This window comes from Simplicispira sp. (assembly GCF_028687295.1).
GTDB lineage: Bacteria > Pseudomonadota > Gammaproteobacteria > Burkholderiales > Burkholderiaceae_C > Simplicispira > Simplicispira metamorpha.
Map to the genome: position 1 here is coordinate 1 of NZ_JAQUAL010000068.1, position 16,181 is coordinate 16,181.

Genomic DNA, 16,181 nt, shown 5'->3' on the forward strand with positions numbered 1-16,181 from the left:
AGCCACGGCCAAACAGGTTGACGGTCATGCAGCCCTCGTCGGTGAGCAGGGCGCGGCAGTCGGCGTAAAAGTCGGCGCTGTCGAGCACCGGGGCGGCGGCGTTGTCGTCGTACAAGTCCACGGCCAGAGCGTCGACGGTGCCTGTCCATTCGGGGCTGCGGATTTCCTGCCCGGCATCGGCCTGCACCACGCGCAGCATGGGGCCGTCGTGCGGCAGCTTGAACCAGGCACGGCACACCGACACCACCTGCGGGTTCAGCTCGATGGCGGTGGCGCACATGCGCAGCTTTTTGTGGCAGAACTTGGTGATGGCGCCTGCACCCAGGCCCAGCTGCATGGCGTGGCGCTCGGCCACGCTGTCATCGTCCATGAACAGCAGCCAGGCCATCATGCGCTGGACGTATTCCAGCTCGATCTCGAACGGCTCCTTGACGCGCATGGAGCCCTGAATCCAGGGCGTTCCCAAGTGCAGGTGGCGCACATCGCCATCGTCGGAGACGGTGACTTCGGGCAGGAGGATGGGGGATTTTTTGGGGGCAGTACGGGCCATGCAGTCTTCTTTACAGTAATCCATCAGCGGCCAGGGCCTGCGCCCAGGCTGCACGTTTGCGCTCAAAGCTCCAGGAGGCGTTGGCCGGGCTGGTGGACGGCAGTTTCACCACCGGCACACCCAGCGCGGCCGTGCTGCGCGCATGCCGAAAGCTCTCTGCGCCATTGTGGGCGATGGCGGCCAGGCGCGGGCAGCGCAGGCGCAGGCCACTGAAGTCGTTGACCTCGGCGTGGCGGATCTGCGCATCCAGGCTGCCGCTGCGCTCACAGGCGCGGTACACGTCCCACAGGCCCAGGCCGCGCGCCAGCAGCCAGTCGCAGCGCGCGCCGTAGTCCTCGCGCGCAGGCAGGGTGTGCTGCGGCCACAGCGACTGCAACAGGCGCCAGAACTGGTTTTGCGGGTGGGCGTAGTACTGCTGCGCGCGCAGCGAGGCGACGCCCGGAAAGCTGCCCAGCACCAGCACCACGGTGTCGGGGCCCACCACGGGCGCCAGGCCCACCAGCCGGGGCAGCGGCGCAGCCGCAGGCAACACCCCGGCATGGGCCGGGGCGGCCTCTGGCGCCAGGCGCTGGACAAAAGGGGAGCGGGAATGGGTCATATCGCGGGGGTGGATTTTGCCGCCCCGGCGCCAGCGCCCTGCCCGGCGGGCCTGCGGGGGCGCTCTATGGGTCGGCCACTGGGCGCCCATCGGTATTGATTTGATAGCTGCTTGCGCTGATACATCAAGGGCTGGAGGCCATTTTGACTCTCAACCGACGCGCCCTTGCAGCCGGGGCAATGCGTGCAGCGCGTTGGCCGTGGTCTGGGCGGCCAGCGTGTCCAGGGGCAGGCCGCGCAGGTCGGCCAGCACCTGCGCGATGCGCGGCAGCTCGGCGGGCGCATTGCGGCCCTGGGGCTGGCCAGCGGCGCGCTCGGCGGCGGTGCGGTAGAGCCAGTGCGGCGGCATGTCGGGCGCATCGGTTTCCAGCACCAGCGCCTCCAGCGGCAGCGCGGTGGCCAGGCGGCGCAGTTGCAGCGCACGCTCGTAGGTGAGTGCGCCGCCAAAGCCCAGCTTGAATCCCAGTGCGATAAACGCCTGCGCCTGCTGCCAGCTGCCGTTGAAGGCGTGGGCGATGCCGCCCTGCACCGGCACCTCGCGCAGCCCCTTGAGCAGGCGGTCGGCACTGCGGCGCACGTGCAGGATCACGGGCAGATCGAAGCGCCGTGCCAGCTGCAATTGCGCGCGGTAAAACTGCTCCTGGCGCGCCGCATCCAGCCCCTGAACAAAGTAATCCAGGCCGATTTCGCCCACGGCCACCAGGTGCGGGTCGTGGCGCGCACGCTCCAGCACCTGCGCCAGCGCGGCCACATCGCCATCGCCTGCGCGCCCGGTGTAGAGCGGATGGATGCCCAGCGCGTAGCTGTCGCCGTGGCGCTGCGCCAGCGCCTGCACCGCCGGGGCGTGGGCCAGCTCCACCGCCGGAACCACCAGGTGCTGCACGCCCGCCGCCCGCGCCGCTGCCCGCACCGCATCGGCGTCGGGCGCGAACTCGGGGGCGTCGAGGTGGCAGTGGGTGTCTATCCAGGCGGGCATGGGGGCGATGGTGCCATGTTCCGGGGCTGGGCTGGCTAATTGATGGTCTTTTCCGGCTCCAGGGCTTGTCTGGATTGCGCGAGCAGCTCTCATTTTTGATGTTTTCAGTGGCTGAAAAATCTGCCATGCCTGCCGGGTGGGGCAAGGTGCGCCGTCCTGCTCACAGCTGCGCTGGCGCCGTGGTGTCACCCGCCAACGCCAGCACCCGCTCCATCTGCGCGGCCACCTCGTGCAGGCTGAAGCTGCGCGCCCACTCCAGCGCCAGCTGGCCCTGCACATAAAAACGCAGCACCGGCAGGCTGAACACGCCCTGCTGGGCGCACAAGGCCGGTGCCTGCGCGCAATCGACATAGGCCAGCGCCACAGCGGCAAAGTGCTGGGCTACCAACGCCTCCAGGCGCGGGCGGATGGCCTGGCACACGCCGCAGTGCGCGCCGCCGTACAGCACCAGCAGTGGCCCCGCAGCGATGCGTGCGTGCAGCTGCGGCTCGGTGGTCAATAGCTCCATGGGCATGGTGGCGCTCTGGCAGCTCAGTGGGTGGTGGTTTTGGAGAAGAGCTGGATCACCGCCACACCGGCCACGATCAGCGCCATGCCGATGAGTGCTGCGGCATCTATGCGCTGGCGGTACAGCACGTAGCCCGCCACGGTGATCAGCACGATGCCCAGGCCCGACCAGACAGCGTAGGCTACGCCCACGGGCACGGTTTTCAGGGTCAGCGACAGGCAATAAAACGCCAGGCCATAACCCAGCACCACGATGGCGGATGGCCCGGGCCGCGTAAAACCCTCGCTGGCCTTGAGCGCTGAGGTGGCAATCACTTCGGCCACGATGGCCAGGCCCAGGGCCATGTAAGCCTGCATGGTCAGTGCCCTCCCATCGCCCCGTCGGCCTCCAGACGCCCGGCCACGATGCGCACCACCCGGTCGCAGCGCGCGGCCAGGGATTCGTCATGCGTCACCATCACAAAGGCGGTGCCCTGCCCGCGCGCCAGCGCCAGCATGTGCTGGAACACGCCCTCGGCGGTGCTGCGGTCGAGGTTGCCGGTGGGCTCGTCGGCCAGCACGCAGGCCGGTTGGGTGACCAGCGCGCGGGCAATGGCCACGCGCTGGCGCTCGCCGCCCGAGAGCTCTGCCGGGCGGTGCTGGGCGCGCCCCTCCAGGCCGACATGGGCCAGCATCTGCGCCGCCTGCTGCTTGCACTGGGCATACGGCAGGCGGCGGATGCGCAGCGGCATGGCCACGTTGTCCAGCGCGCTGAACTCGGGCAGCAGGTGGTGGAACTGGTAGACAAAACCCAAATGCTGGTTGCGCAGGCGCCCTTGCTGCGCGGGCGACAAATCCGACAGCACCTGCCCATGCAGCCGCACGATGCCCGAAGTGGGCGCATCCAGCCCGCCCAGCAGGTGCAAGAGCGTGCTTTTGCCCGAGCCCGAGGCACCCACGATGGCCAGGGTCTGGCCCGCATGCACCTGCAAATCGATGCCGTGCAGTACCGTCACATCCAGGCGCCCTTCGGTAAAGCGCTTGGTCAGGCCCTGGGCTTGCAGCACCACATCATTTTTCATGTATTTTTGGCCTCCAAGGCTTACGGGAATTGCGCTGGAAGCTATCTTATTCATAGCGCAGTGCTTCGGCAGGGTTGACCCGGCTGGCGCGCCAGCTGGGGTACAGCGTGGCCACAAACGACAGCACCAGCGAGATCACGCCAATGGGCACGATGTCCGACGGCTGCGGGTCGCTGGGCATTTTGCTGATGAGGTAGATGTCTTTGGGCAAAAAGCTGGCGTTGAGCAGCCGCTCGATGGCGGGCACGATCACGTCGATGTTCAGCGCCACGCCCAGGCCCAGCAGCAGCCCGGCCAGCGTGCCGATCACGCCCACCATGGCGCCCTGCACCACAAAAACGCCCAGAATGCTTTGCGGGCTGGCGCCCAAAGTGCGCAAGATGGCGATGTCGGCGCGCTTGTCCTGCACCGTCATCACCAGGGTGCTGACCAGGTTGAAGGCTGCCACGGCCACGATCAGCGTCAGGATGATGAACATCATGCGTTTTTCGAGTTGCACGGCAGCAAACCAGGTGCGGTTTTGCTGCGACCAGTCGCGGATCAGCAGGTCGCCGCTCAGGCTGCCCGCCAGCGCCATGGCCACGCTGCGCGCCTGGTGCAAGTCCGCCAGCTTGAGGCGGATACCGGTCGGCCCTTCGAGGCGGAAGATGCGCTGCGCGTCCTCGTGGTGCAGCATGACCAGTGCGGAGTCGTACTCGTAGTGGCCCGAATCAAAGGTGCCCGCCACCGTCATCTGCTTGAGACGCGGCACCACACCGGCGGGCGTGACCTGGCCAGCGGGGGCAATCAGCGTGACCACATCGCCCACGCGCACGCCCAGCGAGCGGGCCAGCTCGGCGCCCAGCACCACGCGAAAGGCGCCCGGCACCAGCTGCGCCAGCACAGCGGGGTTGGCGGCGGCCAGATCGGTCACTTCGGCCTCGTGGTCGGGATCGATGCCGCGCACCAGCGCGCCCTTCATGTCCTCGCCGCGCGCCAGCAGGGCCTGCGCGGCCACGAAGGGCGCAGCGCCCACCACCTGCGGCTGCTGGCGGGCCTCGGCCAGGGTGCGCGCCATGTCGGGCAGCGCCGCGCCGCCGGGGGCAAAAATCTCGATGTGCGAGACCACACTGAGCATGCGGTCGCGCACTTCTTTCTGAAAACCATTCATCACCGAGAGCACGATGATCAGCGCCGCCACACCCAGGGCAATGCCCAGCATGGAGACGCCCGAGATAAAAGAGATAAAGCCGTTGCGCCGCGTGGCGCGCCCAGCGCGCGTGTAGCGCCAGCCCAGGGCGAGTTCGTAGGGGATTTGCATGGAAGCGCGATTGTGGCACCGGGCTGGGGCTGGAGCCGCTCAGGCCGTGCGGCGGTGCTCGGCCTCCCAGCCTTTGCAGGCCAGCGCGATGTAGCGCGGCACGGGGCGGGCGCCAGTGCCATAAGCGCTGATGGTGCGCGACGTCATGCCCAGCGCTTGTGCGGCTTGCGACAGGCTCAGGCCATGGCGCGCGCGCCATTGGGCAAAGATGCGCGTGTTCTCGTCGGGTGCGTTCTGTGCCTGCGCATCAAGCCAGAGGGTGTCGGCGCCGATTTGGATGTCCAGCGCAGGCCATTCGACCGTCCAGCCCTCGCCATCAACCAAGGTGGCGCCAGCAAACGCCACCGGGTCGCGCAGCCGTGCCAGGCCGGGCGATTCGTCCAGCAGCGGCTGAAAGTCCAGCGTATAGACCTCGCCACCGACAAAATCCAGGCGCATCCTGAAACTGTTCAATACCTCAATGCCCGCCAGGCGGGCGCGTTTCATGCGTGCCATTGGTGCCACTCCTTCCACAAATCGGTCAGATGGGCCTGCACCCACGCCATGACCTCGGCGCGCAGCCCGCGCGGCCAAGTGCCATCGGTGTGCAGGTCTGCCAGGTAAATGATGACGTCCACCTCGCCGCCCACCAGGTGGCAATGCGCCGGGCCATGGTCGCGTTCGCGCACTTCCAGCCGGTATTTGTTGCCGCGAAAGCGCTGTTTGGTGGTCATGCTTGAATTGTATAGAAATTATTTCTATATATCAGTACTGACTGCGCTGGCTCGATGGGCGGACTAGGTGCCACACAGCAGCAGCCCAGAAGGGTCATCTGCTCGGCAAATGCCCCGTCTTCACCCAGATCAGACAGCCGGTTTCGCTGTAGGGTTGGTGCGCGCTGCCATCGGGGCTGCGCAGCCAGGTGCCGGCGGGGTAGTCGCCGTGCTCGTCCGAGAACACGCCTTCGAGCACCAGGATTTCTTCGCCGCCAGCGTGGCGGTGGGGGCTGAAGCGGGTGCCTGGCGCCCAATCCACCAGGGCGGTGTGCTCGCTGCCGTAACCGGCCAAGGGCAAGACGCGCAGGCCGGGCACCAGGCCGGGGCGCCAGTCGGTGCTGCTGCGGGTGTCAATGGCCAGCTGCTGCCCATCGCCGGGCGACAAATGGCGCAGCTTCACAAACAAAGTGCAGCCCGGCTGCGATGAGGGCGCATGGGCCGATCCCGGCGGGTTGCGCAGGTAGGTACCGGGGCCGTAGTCGCCGGTTTCGTCTGTGAACAGGCCCTCCAGCACCAGGATTTCTTCGCCCAGGTCATGTCGGTGCGCCGGAAACGCTGCACCGGGGGCGTAGCGCACGATGGAGGTGGCGCGGGCCTGTTCGCCGCCGTCGCGCTCTATCAGTCGGCGCTCCACCAAGGGCGAGGGGGAGGCTTGCCAGGGCAGCGCGTGGGTGTTGACCACGCAGCGCTGCGAAAAATCGGTGTTCAACTGCATGGCGCAGGATGGTAGCCCGGGTGGCTTTTCCGGATGGGGACTGGGGCCGGGGTGGGGCCAGCCGTACGGCCCAGCCCCGTGGCGGGGCTTCAGCCGCCCTCTTCGCCAGCGGAGCCAGCTGGCGTGCCACGCCGGTAATCGTGCCCCACCTTGCGTCCGCCCCGGCGCCGGTCGGCCTTGGGCAAATCGGCATCGCGCTGCATGGTGTCGGCCTGGTGTTGCAGCAGGGCCAGCAGGGCATCGAGCTGGGCGGCTTGCTCGGGGCTGAGCGGGGCCACCAGTTCGCGGTGGATGGCCGTGGCGCGCGGCAACACGGCCTGGTAGAGCGCGCGGCCCGCCTCGCTCAGGCGCAAAGCCACTTGGCGGCGGTCGTGCGGGCGGGGCACGCGCACCACCAGCTGCTTGGCCACCAGCGCTGTCACGGCGCGCGAAGTGCGTGCCCGGTCGAGCTGGGCCACCTCGGCCAGTTCAGACGACAGCAGGCCATCACTCTTGGCCAGGTTGGCCAGCACGCGCCACTCGCGCCGGGTGATGCCGAATTCGCCTTCGCAGATGCGCGTGATCAGGCTGCCTGCCGTGCCCAGCACCCGGCCCAGGCGGTACAGCAGCATGTCGTCTATGCCCTGCGGGTTGAGGGTTTTCATGGGGATGGATTGATTAGAACAATCATGAACCCGCATCCTACAGTCGCCCCCGCTTCTTCACTTTTTCGAGCGAGACAAACCCGATGCGCCCCCTTTTGCCCACCCGCCGCCTGGCCTTGCTGGCCCTGAGCGCCTGCGCCCTGGCCCACACCACGCTGCACGCCCAAAGCACCGACTACCCGAACAAGCCGGTAAGGTTCATCAACGCCTGGGCGCCGGGCGGCCCCGCCGATGTGCTGGCCCGCTCGCTGGGCGATGCCCTGCAAACGCAGCTCAAGCAGCCCTTCATCACTGAAAACAAGCCCGGCGCAGCCGGCAACATTGGCGCCGACATGGTGGCCAAAAGCCCCGCCGATGGCTACACGGTGATGTTTGGTATCGACACCACCTTCACCATCAACCCGCACATCTACCCCACCATGCCCTTCAAGCCGGGCGACCTCAAGCCGCTGATGGTGCTGGCCAGCTCGGGGATGATGGTGGTGGCGCACCCCTCTACCGGATTCAAAAGCCTGTCGGATATGGTGGCTGCGGGCAAAGCGAAGGGCGTCAATTTCAGCTCGGCAGGCAGCGGCAGCCCCGGCCACCTGGCCGCCGAGATACTGGGTGACGCCACGGGCATGAAAATCCAGCACATCCCCTACAAGGGCAACACGCCCGCCTCCACCGCCGTGCTGGCCGGTGAGGTCGATGGCGGGATACTGGCGGCGCCCACCATGCTGCAACACATCAAGGTCGGCAAGATCACTGCGCTGGCCGTGACCAGCCGCCAGCGCTCCAAGGTGGCGCCCGATGTGCCCACCGTCATTGAAGCTGGCTACCCGCAGCTGGTGCAGGAGATTCTGTACATGGCCATGGTGCCCGCCGCCACGCCCGAGCCGGTGATGCAAATCTTGCAGCGCGGCATGCTCGACGCCCTGCGCCGCCCCGACATCCAGGCCCGCCTGACCACGCTGGACTTGCAGGTCGATGGCGCGGTGGGCGCTGCAGCCAGCAAGCGCCTGGCGGATTTGTCGGCCCAATATGGCCGCATCGCCAAGGCCACCAATATGAAAGTGGATTGAAAGTGCCCACCATGCAAAAACCCAACCTGATCTTCATCGTGGCCGATGACCTGGGCTTTGCCGACCTGGGCTGCTACGGCGGGCGCGATGCCGCCTTTGGCCCGGTATCGCCGGTGCTCGACCGCCTGGCCGCCCATGGGCTCAAGCTCACGCAGGGCTATGCGAACTCACCGGTGTGCTCGCCCACCCGCTTTGCCATGATCACCGGGCGCTACCAGTACCGGCTGCGCGGCGCAGCGGAAGAACCCATCAACAGCCGCAGCAAGGGCAGCACCACGCTGGGCCTGCCGCCCGAGCACCCCACCCTGCCCTCGTTGCTCCAGGGTGCGGGCTACCGCACTGCGTTGATCGGCAAATGGCACCTGGGCTACCCGCCCGCCTTCGGCCCGCTGCAATCGGGGTACGAGGAATTTTTTGGCCCCATGTCGGGCGGTGTGGATTACTTCAGCCACCACAGCAGCGCTGGCCACCACGACCTGTACCTGGGCGAGCAAAGCCACACCGAAGAGGGCTACCTGACCGACCTGCTCTCGCAACGCGCGGTGGACTACGTCAACCGCATGGCCACGCAAGACGCACCCTTTCTGCTGAGCCTGCACTACACCGCCCCCCACTGGCCCTGGGAGACGCGCGACGACCAGGCGCTGTCGGAAGAGGTCAAATCCAACCTCTTCCACCTGCATGGCGGCAACATCCACCAGTACCGCCGCATGATCCACCACATGGACGAGGGCATAGGCTGGTTGGTCGAAGCCCTGCGCGCCAACGGCCAGCTGGACAACACGCTGATCGTCTTTACCAGCGACAACGGCGGCGAACGCTTCTCGGACAACTGGCCCCTGGTGGGCGGCAAGATGGACTTGACCGAGGGCGGCATCCGCGTGCCCTGGATTGCCCACTGGCCCGCCGTGATTGCCCCGGGCCGCGAAAGCACCCAGCAGTGCCTGACCATGGACTGGACGGCCACGCTGCTGGACGCCGCTGGCGTGGCCGCCCACCCGGACTACCCGCTGGACGGCGTATCGCTGCTGCCGGTGCTGCGTGCGCCGGGGCAGGAGTTTGCCCGGCCCGTGCATTTCCGCATGAACCACCGGGGCCAGCGGGCGCTGCGCGATGGCGACTGGAAATACCTGCGCGTGGATGGCCACGATTACCTGTTCAACATTCCTGCCGACGAGCGCGAGCGCGCCAACGTGGGTGGCCGCCAGCCCGCGCGCCTGGCCGAGCTGCGCGCCGCCTGGGAGGCCTGGAACGCCACCATGCCCGCCATCCCCGAAGATGCGACCGTGTCGCTGGGCTATTCGGTCAAAGACATGCCCCAGCGCTAAAGCCCTCTGCGTGCCCCTGCGGGCGCGCGCGGCTACAGTCTCGGCGCCATGAAACATCTGCTTCCTTTTTTGCACTGGCCCCGGCCCGATGCGGCGCTGCTGCGCAGCGAAGCGCTGGCGGGCCTGACCGTGGGCCTGATGGTCTTGCCCCAGGGCGTGGCCTACGCCGCACTGGCGGGCATGCCGCTGGAGACAGGCATTTACGCCTCCATGCTGCCCGCGCTGATCGCGGTGCTGTTCAGCGCCTCCACGCGGCTGTCGGTGGGGCCAACGGCGCTGAGCTGCCTGCTGATCAGCGCCTCGCTCAACGGCCTGGCGGTGCCGGGCGGGGCGGAATGGGTGAATCTGGCGGTGTGGCTGGCGCTGCTCAGCGGCCTGCTGCAAACGGCGCTGGGGCTGCTGCGCTTTGGCTGGCTTCTCAACCTGGTCAGTGCCCCGGTGCTGATGGCGTTTACCCAGGCGGCGGCGGTGTTGATCGTGGCCTCGCAACTGCCCGCGCTGCTGGGGCTGTCGGCAGGGCTGCGCGTGTGGGAGGGCGGCTGGCCCGACGTGTACGCCATGGGCTTCGGTCTGGTCAGTCTGGCCTTGCTGGTGCTGGTGCGCCGCTGGCGGCCTGCGTTTCCCTCGGTGTTGGTGATCGTGCTGCTGAGCGCAGCGGTGTCGGTGGCGATGGGCTTTGAAGCGCTGGGCGGCAAAGTGGTGGGGGTGCTGCCGCACGGGCTGCCCGGGCTGTTTCTGCCGCACTGGCCGGGCTGGGAGGCGCTGGGCCAGCTGGTGCTGCCCACGCTGGTGATCACGCTGGTGAGTTTTCTGGAAACAGCCTCCAGCGCCAAAGTGGACAGCGAGCGCGCGGGCAAGCCCTGGAACCAGAACCAAGACCTGATCGGCCAGGGCCTGGGCAAGCTGGCTGCGGCGTTCAGCGGGACGTTTCCGACCAGCTCGTCGTTTTCCCGCTCGGCGCTGAATTTGTACGCGGGGGCGCAGACCGGCTGGGCCACGGTGGTCTCGGTGGTGGTGGTGCTGCTGGCGCTGCTGCTGTTCATGCCGGTGCTGCAACAAGTGCCTCACGCGGTGCTGGCGGCAATTGTGCTGGTGGCCGTGATCGGGCTGCTCAAGCCGCGCGAGTTTGTGCGGCTGTGGCACATCTCGCGGGTGGAAGCGGCCATTGCGGGCACCACTTTTATCGTCACGCTGGTGGCAGCGCCGCGCCTGTACTGGGGCGTGCTGACGGGCATTTTGCTGGCGCTGAGCCATTTTTTGTACCAGCGCCTGCACCCGCGCATCATCGAAGTGGGCCAGCACTCCGACGGCAGCCTGCGCGACCGCCACCTGTGGCAGCTGCCGCCGCTGGCGCCGCGGCTGTACGCGCTGCGCATGGATGCCGCGCTGGACTTTGCCGCCGCCAGCAGCTTTGAACGCACCATCGTAGAACACCTGGCCACACACCCGGGCACGCAGCATGTGTGCCTGCTGGCCCAGCCCATCAACCGCATCGACGCCACGGGGATCGAGGTGATGGCCAAGCTGTGCGCCCAGCTGCATTTGCAAGGCATCACCCTGCACATCAGCGGCCTCAAGCTGCCGGTGGAGGCGCCCCTGCGCCGCGCAGGCGCCCTGCCCCCGGGCGACTGGCTGCGCCTGTACCGCACCGATGCCGAGCTGCTGGCCGCGCTGGCCCGGCTGGACGAGGGGCCACACGACATTGCGGGGGCAGCGATCTAGGCCATCCGGGACAATAGCGCCCCATGTCCGACACGCTCCACCTGCTGGTTCCCTACGCCGCCAGCCACCACCCCGGCTGCCAGCACACGCTGCAAACCCTGGCCCTGCCCCACCTCGACGGGCTGCTGCGCCAGCTGCAACGCCAAGGCAGCGACAGCGGCGACGAAGACCATCCCGCCATGCCGCACGAACGCGCACTGGCCCGCGCCCTGGGCCTGCCCGGTGATGGCGCACACACGCCCTGGGCGGCCTGGCAGGTGCAGCGGCAGGGGCCGCCGCCAGAGCACCCACCCGCGCAGACCGCAGACACGAGCGCCTGGGCCTTTGTCACTCCCTGCCACTGGCAGGTGGGCACCGACCACATCACGCTGATTGACCCGCACGCATTGGCGCTGGACGAAGCCGCCTCGCGCGCCCTGCTGGCCATCGTGGCCCCCTGGCTGCAAAGCGATGGCATCACCCTGGTGTACGAGCAGCCCACGCGCTGGCTGGCACGGGGCGATGCGCTGGCGCACCTGGTCACGCCGTCGCTGGAGCGGGCCCAGGGCCACGATGTGCGAGGCTGGCTGCAACACCAGGCGCAAACCAGCGGCCAGCACAGCCCGCAGGTGCAGGCCGCGCAAACCTGGCAGCGCCTGCACAGCGAGCTGCAAATGCTGCTCTACACCCACCCCTTCAACGACGCGCGCAGCGCGCAGGGCCTGCTGCCGGTCAACGCCTTCTGGGTGCATGGCGCGGGGCGGCTCCATGCCACTGCGCCCTCGGGCGTCCCTGTGCAGGTAGAAGACGCCCTGCGCGCGCCCGCCTTGCGCCAGGACTGGGCCGCCTGGGCCAGCGCCTGGGCCGCGCTGGATGCGGGCCCGCTGGCCCGGCTGCACGCCCACATGGCGCGCGGCACCCCGGTGCAGCTGACGCTGTGCGGCCAGCGCAGCGCCATCACCTGGCACAGCGGCGGACGCAGCCTGCGGCACAAAATTTCAAGCATTTTCCGGCCCCAGCGCTTTGCTGACGTGCGCGAGCAGCTATGAAAATCATAGTACGCGACATCCCCCCCCGCGCCGCCTGGGCGCTGGAGCAAGCGGGCGTTCACCCGCTGCTGGCGCGCCTGTACGCGGCGCGCGGCGTCATGGCCCCCGACGAGTTGGACGACGCCCTGGCGCGCCTGCTGCCGCCCGCGCAGCTGCTGGGCGCACAGCAAGCCGCCGTGCTGCTGGCCGACGCCATCGCGCAAGACAAAAAGCTGTGCATCGTGGCCGACTACGACTGCGACGGTGCCACCGCCTGCGCCGTGGCCGTGCGCGGCCTGCGCCTGCTGGGCGCGCGCCACCTCGACTACCTGGTGCCCGACCGCGTGGTCGATGGCTATGGCCTGACGGCGCCGATTGCCCAGCGCGTGAAAGAACGCGGCGCCGATGTGCTCATCACCGTGGACAACGGCATCGGCAGCCCCGAAGGCGTGGACGCAGCCCATGCCCTGGGCATGCAGGTGCTCATCACCGACCACCACCTGCCCTCCCACGCTGTGCCGCAAGCCGATGCCATCGTCAACCCCAACCAGCCCGGCTGCACCTTTGCCAGCAAAAGCCTGGCCGGTGTGGGCGTCATGTTTTACGTGCTGCTGGCCCTGCGAGCGCAGCTGCGCCAGCGCGGCGCTTTTGACGCTGCCAGCCAGCCCAAACTCGATGCGTTGCTGCCGCTGGTGGCCCTGGGCACGGTGGCCGACGTGGTGCGGCTGGATGCCAACAACCGCCGCCTGGTGGCGCAGGGCCTCAAGCGCATCCGTGCGGGGCAGATGCCAGTGGGCGTGGCGGCGCTGTTCCGCGCCGCCGGACGCGACGCGCGCAGCGCCACCAGCCAGGACTTCGGCTTTGCCCTGGGCCCGCGCATCAACGCCGCAGGGCGCCTGGCCGACATGGCGCTGGGCATCGAATGCCTGCTGACCGACGACGCCAGCCACGCCGACGCACTGGCGCACCAGCTCGATGCCATCAACCGCGAGCGCCGCGAGATTGAAGGCGGCATGCGCGAGCAAGCCTTTGCCATGGTCGAAGCCATGCTGCGCCGCCAGGCCAACCCGCCGCCGGGCGCGCCTACCGCCACCGCAGAGGGTGGCCCAACGGTGCCTGCACCCGGCACAGCGGCCAGCGATTCACCGCCAGCCGTGAGCGTGTTCGACCCCGACTTCCACGAAGGCGTGGTCGGCATCGTGGCCTCGCGCCTCAAAGACCAGCTGCACCGGCCCACGTTTGTGTTTGCCGCCAGCGCCGCGCCGGGCAAGGGCCATGAATTGAAAGGTTCGGGCCGCTCCATCCCCGGGTTTCATTTGCGCGATGCGCTGGATTTGGTGGCCAAGCGCCACCCCGGCGTGCTGCTGCGCTTTGGCGGCCACGCCATGGCGGCGGGCTGCACCATTGCACGCGATCACTTCGACACCTTCCGCCTGGCGCTGGCCCAGATCGCGCAAGAGTGGCTGGATGCGGCCACGCTCACGCGCACACTTGAAACCGACGGGCCGCTGGCGCCCGAGTACCGCCGCGCCGATCTGGTCGATACGCTGGGCCGCGAGGTCTGGGGCCAGGGTTTTGCCGCGCCCACCTTCAGCGAGGAGGTGGAGGTACTGAGCCAGCGCCTAGTCGGCAAAGACGGCAGCCACCTGTCGCTCAAGCTGCTGCACCGGGGCACGCCGGTCGATGGCATCTGGTTTGGTCGCACCGAGCCGCTGCCAGCACGCGCCGTGTTGGCCTTTCGCCTCGATGTGAACGAGTGGCGCGGCGAGCGCAAGGTGCAGTTTCTGATCGAAGGCGCGCAGCTGTAAGGCGTGTGCGCGCCTGCGGATTGCAGCGCCTCAGTGGTCGGCGGACGCTGCGTTGTGGCTCATCAGCCGGTCGGTCAGGGCAATGGCCAGCGCGCTGAGCAGGAAGGCGATGTGGATGATGGTTTGCCACATCAACACCTTCAGATCGTAGTTGGCCGCGTTGATGAAGGTTTTGAGCAGGTGGATCGAGCTGATGCCGATGATGGCCGTGGACAGCTTGACCTTGAGCACCGAAGCGTTCACGTGGTTGAGCCACTCGGGCTGGTCGGGGTGGCTCTCCAGGTTCATGCGGCTGACAAAGGTTTCGTAGCCGCCCACAATCACCATGATGAGCAGGTTGGAGATCATCACCACGTCAATCAGCCCCAGCACCACCAGCATGATGATGGTTTCGTTGATTTTGGTGATTTGTACATCGGTTTTGTAGCCAATGCCGCTGATCAACGCCTGCAAGGCATCGCTGTTGCCAAACACGGCTTCGAGCAAATGCACCAGTTCCACCCAGAAGTGGAACACGTACACCCCCTGGGCCACGATCAGCCCCAGATACAAGGGCAGTTGCAGCCAGCGGCTGGCAAAAATCAGGGAGGGCAAAGGGCGCAGCGGAGAGCCGCCGGGGGGCGATGAGAGCATGGGATGCCTGTGGTGAGAGAAAAAACGCGGGGCGCTGATTTTAAAAGGGCGCCCGGCGCTGCGGTGGCACCCACGCCAGGTATTTTTTACATTAAAAAGCCGCCTGAACCTCGCGGTGCAAGCGGCCAAAGCTATTAAATCAATAGCAAAAAATCAAGACTCAAAAACTTTCCCAATCGTCCTCATTGCCTGGGGTGCTGCGCGGTGCGGGGGCAATGCGGGGCGCCGTGCTGGGGGCGCTGGCACCCGGGGCGGGCGGCGCACGCCGGGGTGCAGCCACGGCCTTGGCCACGCCCGCCTTGGGCGCGGGTGCTGGCACTGCGGCACTCTTGTACGCCGGGCGGGCTGGCGACGCGCTCACAGAGCGGGCCACCATACCAGCGCTGGCACCACCCACGTTGAACTGCCCCACCACCTCGGCCAGGCGCTGCGCCTGGGAATGCATGGCGCTGGCGGCGGCGGCAGACTGCTCGACCAGCGCGGCGTTTTGCTGCGTCATCTGGTCCAGATTGGTCACGGCCTGGTTGACTTGGGAAATGCCATCGCGCTGCTCGGTGGACGAGGCCGTGATCTCACCGATCAGGTCGCTGACGCGGCGCACGCCGCTGACGATTTCCTGCATGCTTTGTCCGGCCTGCGCCACCTGCTGGGAGCCCGACTCGACGTTCTGCACCGAGGCGCCAATCAGCGCCTTGATCTCTTTGGCCGCATCCGCGCTGCGCCCGGCCAGGCTGCGCACTTCGGAAGCCACCACGGCAAAGCCCCGGCCTTGTTCACCGGCGCGGGCCGCCTCTACGGCGGCGTTGAGCGCCAGGATGTTGGTCTGGAAAGCGATGCCGTCAATCACGCCGATGATGTCGGCAATCTTGCGCGAGCTGTCGGTGATCTGCTGCATGCTGGCCACCACCTGCCCCACCACTTCGCCACCGCGCTCGGCGGCCTGCGCTGCCGTGCCAGCGAGCTGGTTGGCCTGGCGCGCCGTCTCGGCGGCCTGGGTAACGGTGGCGGTAAGTTCTTCCATGCTGGCAGCGGTTTCTTCGAGGTTGGCCGCCGTTTGCTCGGTGCGCGCCGACAAGTCTTGGTTGCCGGTGGCAATCTGGCTGGAGGCAGACGAGACGGATTCAACCCCCGTGCGCACTTCCGACACCAGGGCGCGCAGGCGCTGCGACATCTGGTCAAAGGCTTTGAGCAGATCGCCAAACTCGTCTTTGCGCCCCACTTCCAGGGTTTGGGTGAGGTCGCCAGCGCTGATGGCTTTGGCCGCATCAACGGCACGGTTCAACGGCTGCATGATGGATCGCACCAGCGCCATGGCCATCAAGATAGCTACCAGCAACACCGCTACAGCACTGACCACACCCACCACCACGGCATTGCGGCGCGCTTCATGGGCGACGGCGATGGCCGCATCGCGCTGTGCTTCCTGCACTTTGACAAAAGCCACCAAAGCGTCCAGCAAGCCAGCAGCGGCGGGAGTGAATTCGTTTTGTGTGAAAGCGAAGGTGGCAGCGTAG

18 protein-coding genes are annotated in these 16,181 nt (G+C 67.6%); 5 read left to right on the forward strand and 13 right to left on the reverse strand.

What is annotated here, in order from left to right; genetic code table 11:
- The 11 genes from PHX69_RS09260 to PHX69_RS09310 all read right to left on the reverse strand — a co-directional run.
- The coding region (locus tag PHX69_RS09260; RefSeq protein ID WP_288043442.1) for a class I SAM-dependent methyltransferase at positions 1 to 550 on the reverse strand (550 nt) is incomplete at its 3' end.
- 10 nt (positions 551 to 560) lie between these two features.
- Positions 561 to 1,148 carry a DNA-deoxyinosine glycosylase gene (locus PHX69_RS09265; protein ID WP_119011973.1) on the reverse strand — a complete coding sequence of 196 codons (588 nt, stop codon included), beginning with the start codon at positions 1,146 to 1,148 and terminating at the stop codon, positions 561 to 563.
- Between the two features lie 150 nt (positions 1,149 to 1,298).
- Positions 1,299 to 2,123, reverse strand: a complete 825-nt coding sequence (locus PHX69_RS09270) for a TatD family hydrolase (RefSeq protein ID WP_288043443.1) — start codon at positions 2,121 to 2,123, stop codon at positions 1,299 to 1,301.
- Positions 2,124 to 2,283: 160 nt separating this feature from the next.
- Positions 2,284 to 2,631: a thioredoxin family protein gene (locus PHX69_RS09275; protein WP_288043445.1), complete on the reverse strand. Its 348-nt coding sequence runs from the start codon at positions 2,629 to 2,631 to the stop codon at positions 2,284 to 2,286.
- Positions 2,632 to 2,654: 23 nt separating this feature from the next.
- Positions 2,655 to 2,987 (reverse strand): DMT family transporter, encoded by a 333-nt coding sequence (locus PHX69_RS09280; RefSeq protein WP_119011975.1) that lies wholly within the window; start codon positions 2,985 to 2,987, stop codon positions 2,655 to 2,657.
- Positions 2,988 to 2,989: 2 nt separating this feature from the next.
- Positions 2,990 to 3,691 carry a lipoprotein-releasing ABC transporter ATP-binding protein LolD gene (lolD, locus tag PHX69_RS09285; protein ID WP_288043446.1) on the reverse strand — a complete coding sequence of 234 codons (702 nt, stop codon included), beginning with the start codon at positions 3,689 to 3,691 and terminating at the stop codon, positions 2,990 to 2,992.
- Positions 3,692 to 3,737: 46 nt separating this feature from the next.
- Positions 3,738 to 4,991, reverse strand: coding sequence for a lipoprotein-releasing ABC transporter permease subunit (locus PHX69_RS09290; protein ID WP_119011977.1), 1,254 nt, complete (start codon positions 4,989 to 4,991; stop codon positions 3,738 to 3,740).
- Between the two features lie 39 nt (positions 4,992 to 5,030).
- Positions 5,031 to 5,486, reverse strand: a complete 456-nt coding sequence (locus tag PHX69_RS09295) for a DUF2442 domain-containing protein (protein WP_119011978.1) — start codon at positions 5,484 to 5,486, stop codon at positions 5,031 to 5,033.
- On the reverse strand, positions 5,474 to 5,704 hold the full coding sequence (locus PHX69_RS09300) for a DUF4160 domain-containing protein (protein WP_119011979.1): 231 nt from the start codon (positions 5,702 to 5,704) through the stop codon (positions 5,474 to 5,476). Before PHX69_RS09300 ends, PHX69_RS09295 begins: the two co-directional genes overlap by 13 nt.
- A gap of 94 nt (positions 5,705 to 5,798) precedes the next feature.
- Positions 5,799 to 6,461, reverse strand: a complete 663-nt coding sequence (locus PHX69_RS09305) for a cupin domain-containing protein (protein WP_288043448.1) — start codon at positions 6,459 to 6,461, stop codon at positions 5,799 to 5,801.
- 89 nt (positions 6,462 to 6,550) lie between these two features.
- Positions 6,551 to 7,105 carry a MarR family winged helix-turn-helix transcriptional regulator gene (locus PHX69_RS09310; protein WP_288043449.1) on the reverse strand — a complete coding sequence of 185 codons (555 nt, stop codon included), beginning with the start codon at positions 7,103 to 7,105 and terminating at the stop codon, positions 6,551 to 6,553.
- Between the two features lie 83 nt (positions 7,106 to 7,188).
- On the opposite strand from PHX69_RS09310, the gene PHX69_RS09315 reads away from it, so the two are divergent.
- Genes PHX69_RS09315 through recJ form a run of 5 tightly spaced genes read left to right on the forward strand, consistent with a single transcriptional unit; the run spans position 7,189 to position 14,034 of the window.
- On the forward strand, positions 7,189 to 8,169 hold the full coding sequence (locus PHX69_RS09315; RefSeq protein WP_119011982.1) for a Bug family tripartite tricarboxylate transporter substrate binding protein: 981 nt from the start codon (positions 7,189 to 7,191) through the stop codon (positions 8,167 to 8,169).
- 11 nt (positions 8,170 to 8,180) lie between these two features.
- Complete coding sequence (locus PHX69_RS09320; RefSeq protein ID WP_288043450.1) at positions 8,181 to 9,497, forward strand: sulfatase family protein; 1,317 nt, start codon at positions 8,181 to 8,183, stop codon at positions 9,495 to 9,497.
- Between the two features lie 48 nt (positions 9,498 to 9,545).
- Positions 9,546 to 11,219 (forward strand): SulP family inorganic anion transporter, encoded by a 1,674-nt coding sequence (locus PHX69_RS09325; RefSeq protein WP_288043451.1) that lies wholly within the window; start codon positions 9,546 to 9,548, stop codon positions 11,217 to 11,219.
- Between the two features lie 23 nt (positions 11,220 to 11,242).
- Positions 11,243 to 12,247 carry a phosphoglycerate mutase gene (locus tag PHX69_RS09330; RefSeq protein WP_288043453.1) on the forward strand — a complete coding sequence of 335 codons (1,005 nt, stop codon included), beginning with the start codon at positions 11,243 to 11,245 and terminating at the stop codon, positions 12,245 to 12,247.
- Positions 12,244 to 14,034, forward strand: a complete 1,791-nt coding sequence (recJ, locus tag PHX69_RS09335; RefSeq protein ID WP_288043455.1) for a single-stranded-DNA-specific exonuclease RecJ — start codon at positions 12,244 to 12,246, stop codon at positions 14,032 to 14,034. The genes PHX69_RS09330 and recJ overlap by 4 nt, the downstream gene beginning before the upstream one ends.
- A 30-nt stretch (positions 14,035 to 14,064) precedes the next feature.
- Here the strand turns inward: recJ and PHX69_RS09340 are convergent, their stop codons facing one another.
- Complete coding sequence (locus tag PHX69_RS09340; protein ID WP_119011986.1) at positions 14,065 to 14,667, reverse strand: TIGR00645 family protein; 603 nt, start codon at positions 14,665 to 14,667, stop codon at positions 14,065 to 14,067.
- Between the two features lie 160 nt (positions 14,668 to 14,827).
- Positions 14,828 to 16,181, reverse strand: a 1,354-nt coding sequence (locus PHX69_RS09345; RefSeq protein WP_288043457.1) for a methyl-accepting chemotaxis protein, incomplete at its 5' end; no start/stop codon positions are given.

What these genes read in the sequence shown, in the direction of transcription:
- lolD (WP_288043446.1), bottom strand. Translation starts at nt 3,691, where the DNA reads ATGAAAAATGATGTGGTGCTGCAAGCCCAGGGCCTGACCAAGCGCTTT.
- PHX69_RS09315 (WP_119011982.1), top strand. Translation starts at nt 7,189, where the DNA reads ATGCGCCCCCTTTTGCCCACCCGCCGCCTGGCCTTGCTGGCCCTGAGC.
- PHX69_RS09290 (WP_119011977.1), bottom strand. Translation starts at nt 4,991, where the DNA reads ATGCAAATCCCCTACGAACTCGCCCTGGGCTGGCGCTACACGCGCGCT.
- PHX69_RS09300 (WP_119011979.1), bottom strand. Translation starts at nt 5,704, where the DNA reads ATGACCACCAAACAGCGCTTTCGCGGCAACAAATACCGGCTGGAAGTG.
- PHX69_RS09325 (WP_288043451.1), top strand. Translation starts at nt 9,546, where the DNA reads ATGAAACATCTGCTTCCTTTTTTGCACTGGCCCCGGCCCGATGCGGCG.
- PHX69_RS09295 (WP_119011978.1), bottom strand. Translation starts at nt 5,486, where the DNA reads ATGGCACGCATGAAACGCGCCCGCCTGGCGGGCATTGAGGTATTGAAC.
- PHX69_RS09265 (WP_119011973.1), bottom strand. Translation starts at nt 1,148, where the DNA reads ATGACCCATTCCCGCTCCCCTTTTGTCCAGCGCCTGGCGCCAGAGGCC.
- PHX69_RS09280 (WP_119011975.1), bottom strand. Translation starts at nt 2,987, where the DNA reads ATGCAGGCTTACATGGCCCTGGGCCTGGCCATCGTGGCCGAAGTGATT.
- PHX69_RS09320 (WP_288043450.1), top strand. Translation starts at nt 8,181, where the DNA reads ATGCAAAAACCCAACCTGATCTTCATCGTGGCCGATGACCTGGGCTTT.
- PHX69_RS09310 (WP_288043449.1), bottom strand. Translation starts at nt 7,105, where the DNA reads ATGAAAACCCTCAACCCGCAGGGCATAGACGACATGCTGCTGTACCGC.
- PHX69_RS09340 (WP_119011986.1), bottom strand. Translation starts at nt 14,667, where the DNA reads ATGCTCTCATCGCCCCCCGGCGGCTCTCCGCTGCGCCCTTTGCCCTCC.
- recJ (WP_288043455.1), top strand. Translation starts at nt 12,244, where the DNA reads ATGAAAATCATAGTACGCGACATCCCCCCCCGCGCCGCCTGGGCGCTG.
- PHX69_RS09275 (WP_288043445.1), bottom strand. Translation starts at nt 2,631, where the DNA reads ATGGAGCTATTGACCACCGAGCCGCAGCTGCACGCACGCATCGCTGCG.
- PHX69_RS09270 (WP_288043443.1), bottom strand. Translation starts at nt 2,123, where the DNA reads ATGCCCGCCTGGATAGACACCCACTGCCACCTCGACGCCCCCGAGTTC.
- PHX69_RS09305 (WP_288043448.1), bottom strand. Translation starts at nt 6,461, where the DNA reads ATGCAGTTGAACACCGATTTTTCGCAGCGCTGCGTGGTCAACACCCAC.
- PHX69_RS09330 (WP_288043453.1), top strand. Translation starts at nt 11,243, where the DNA reads ATGTCCGACACGCTCCACCTGCTGGTTCCCTACGCCGCCAGCCACCAC.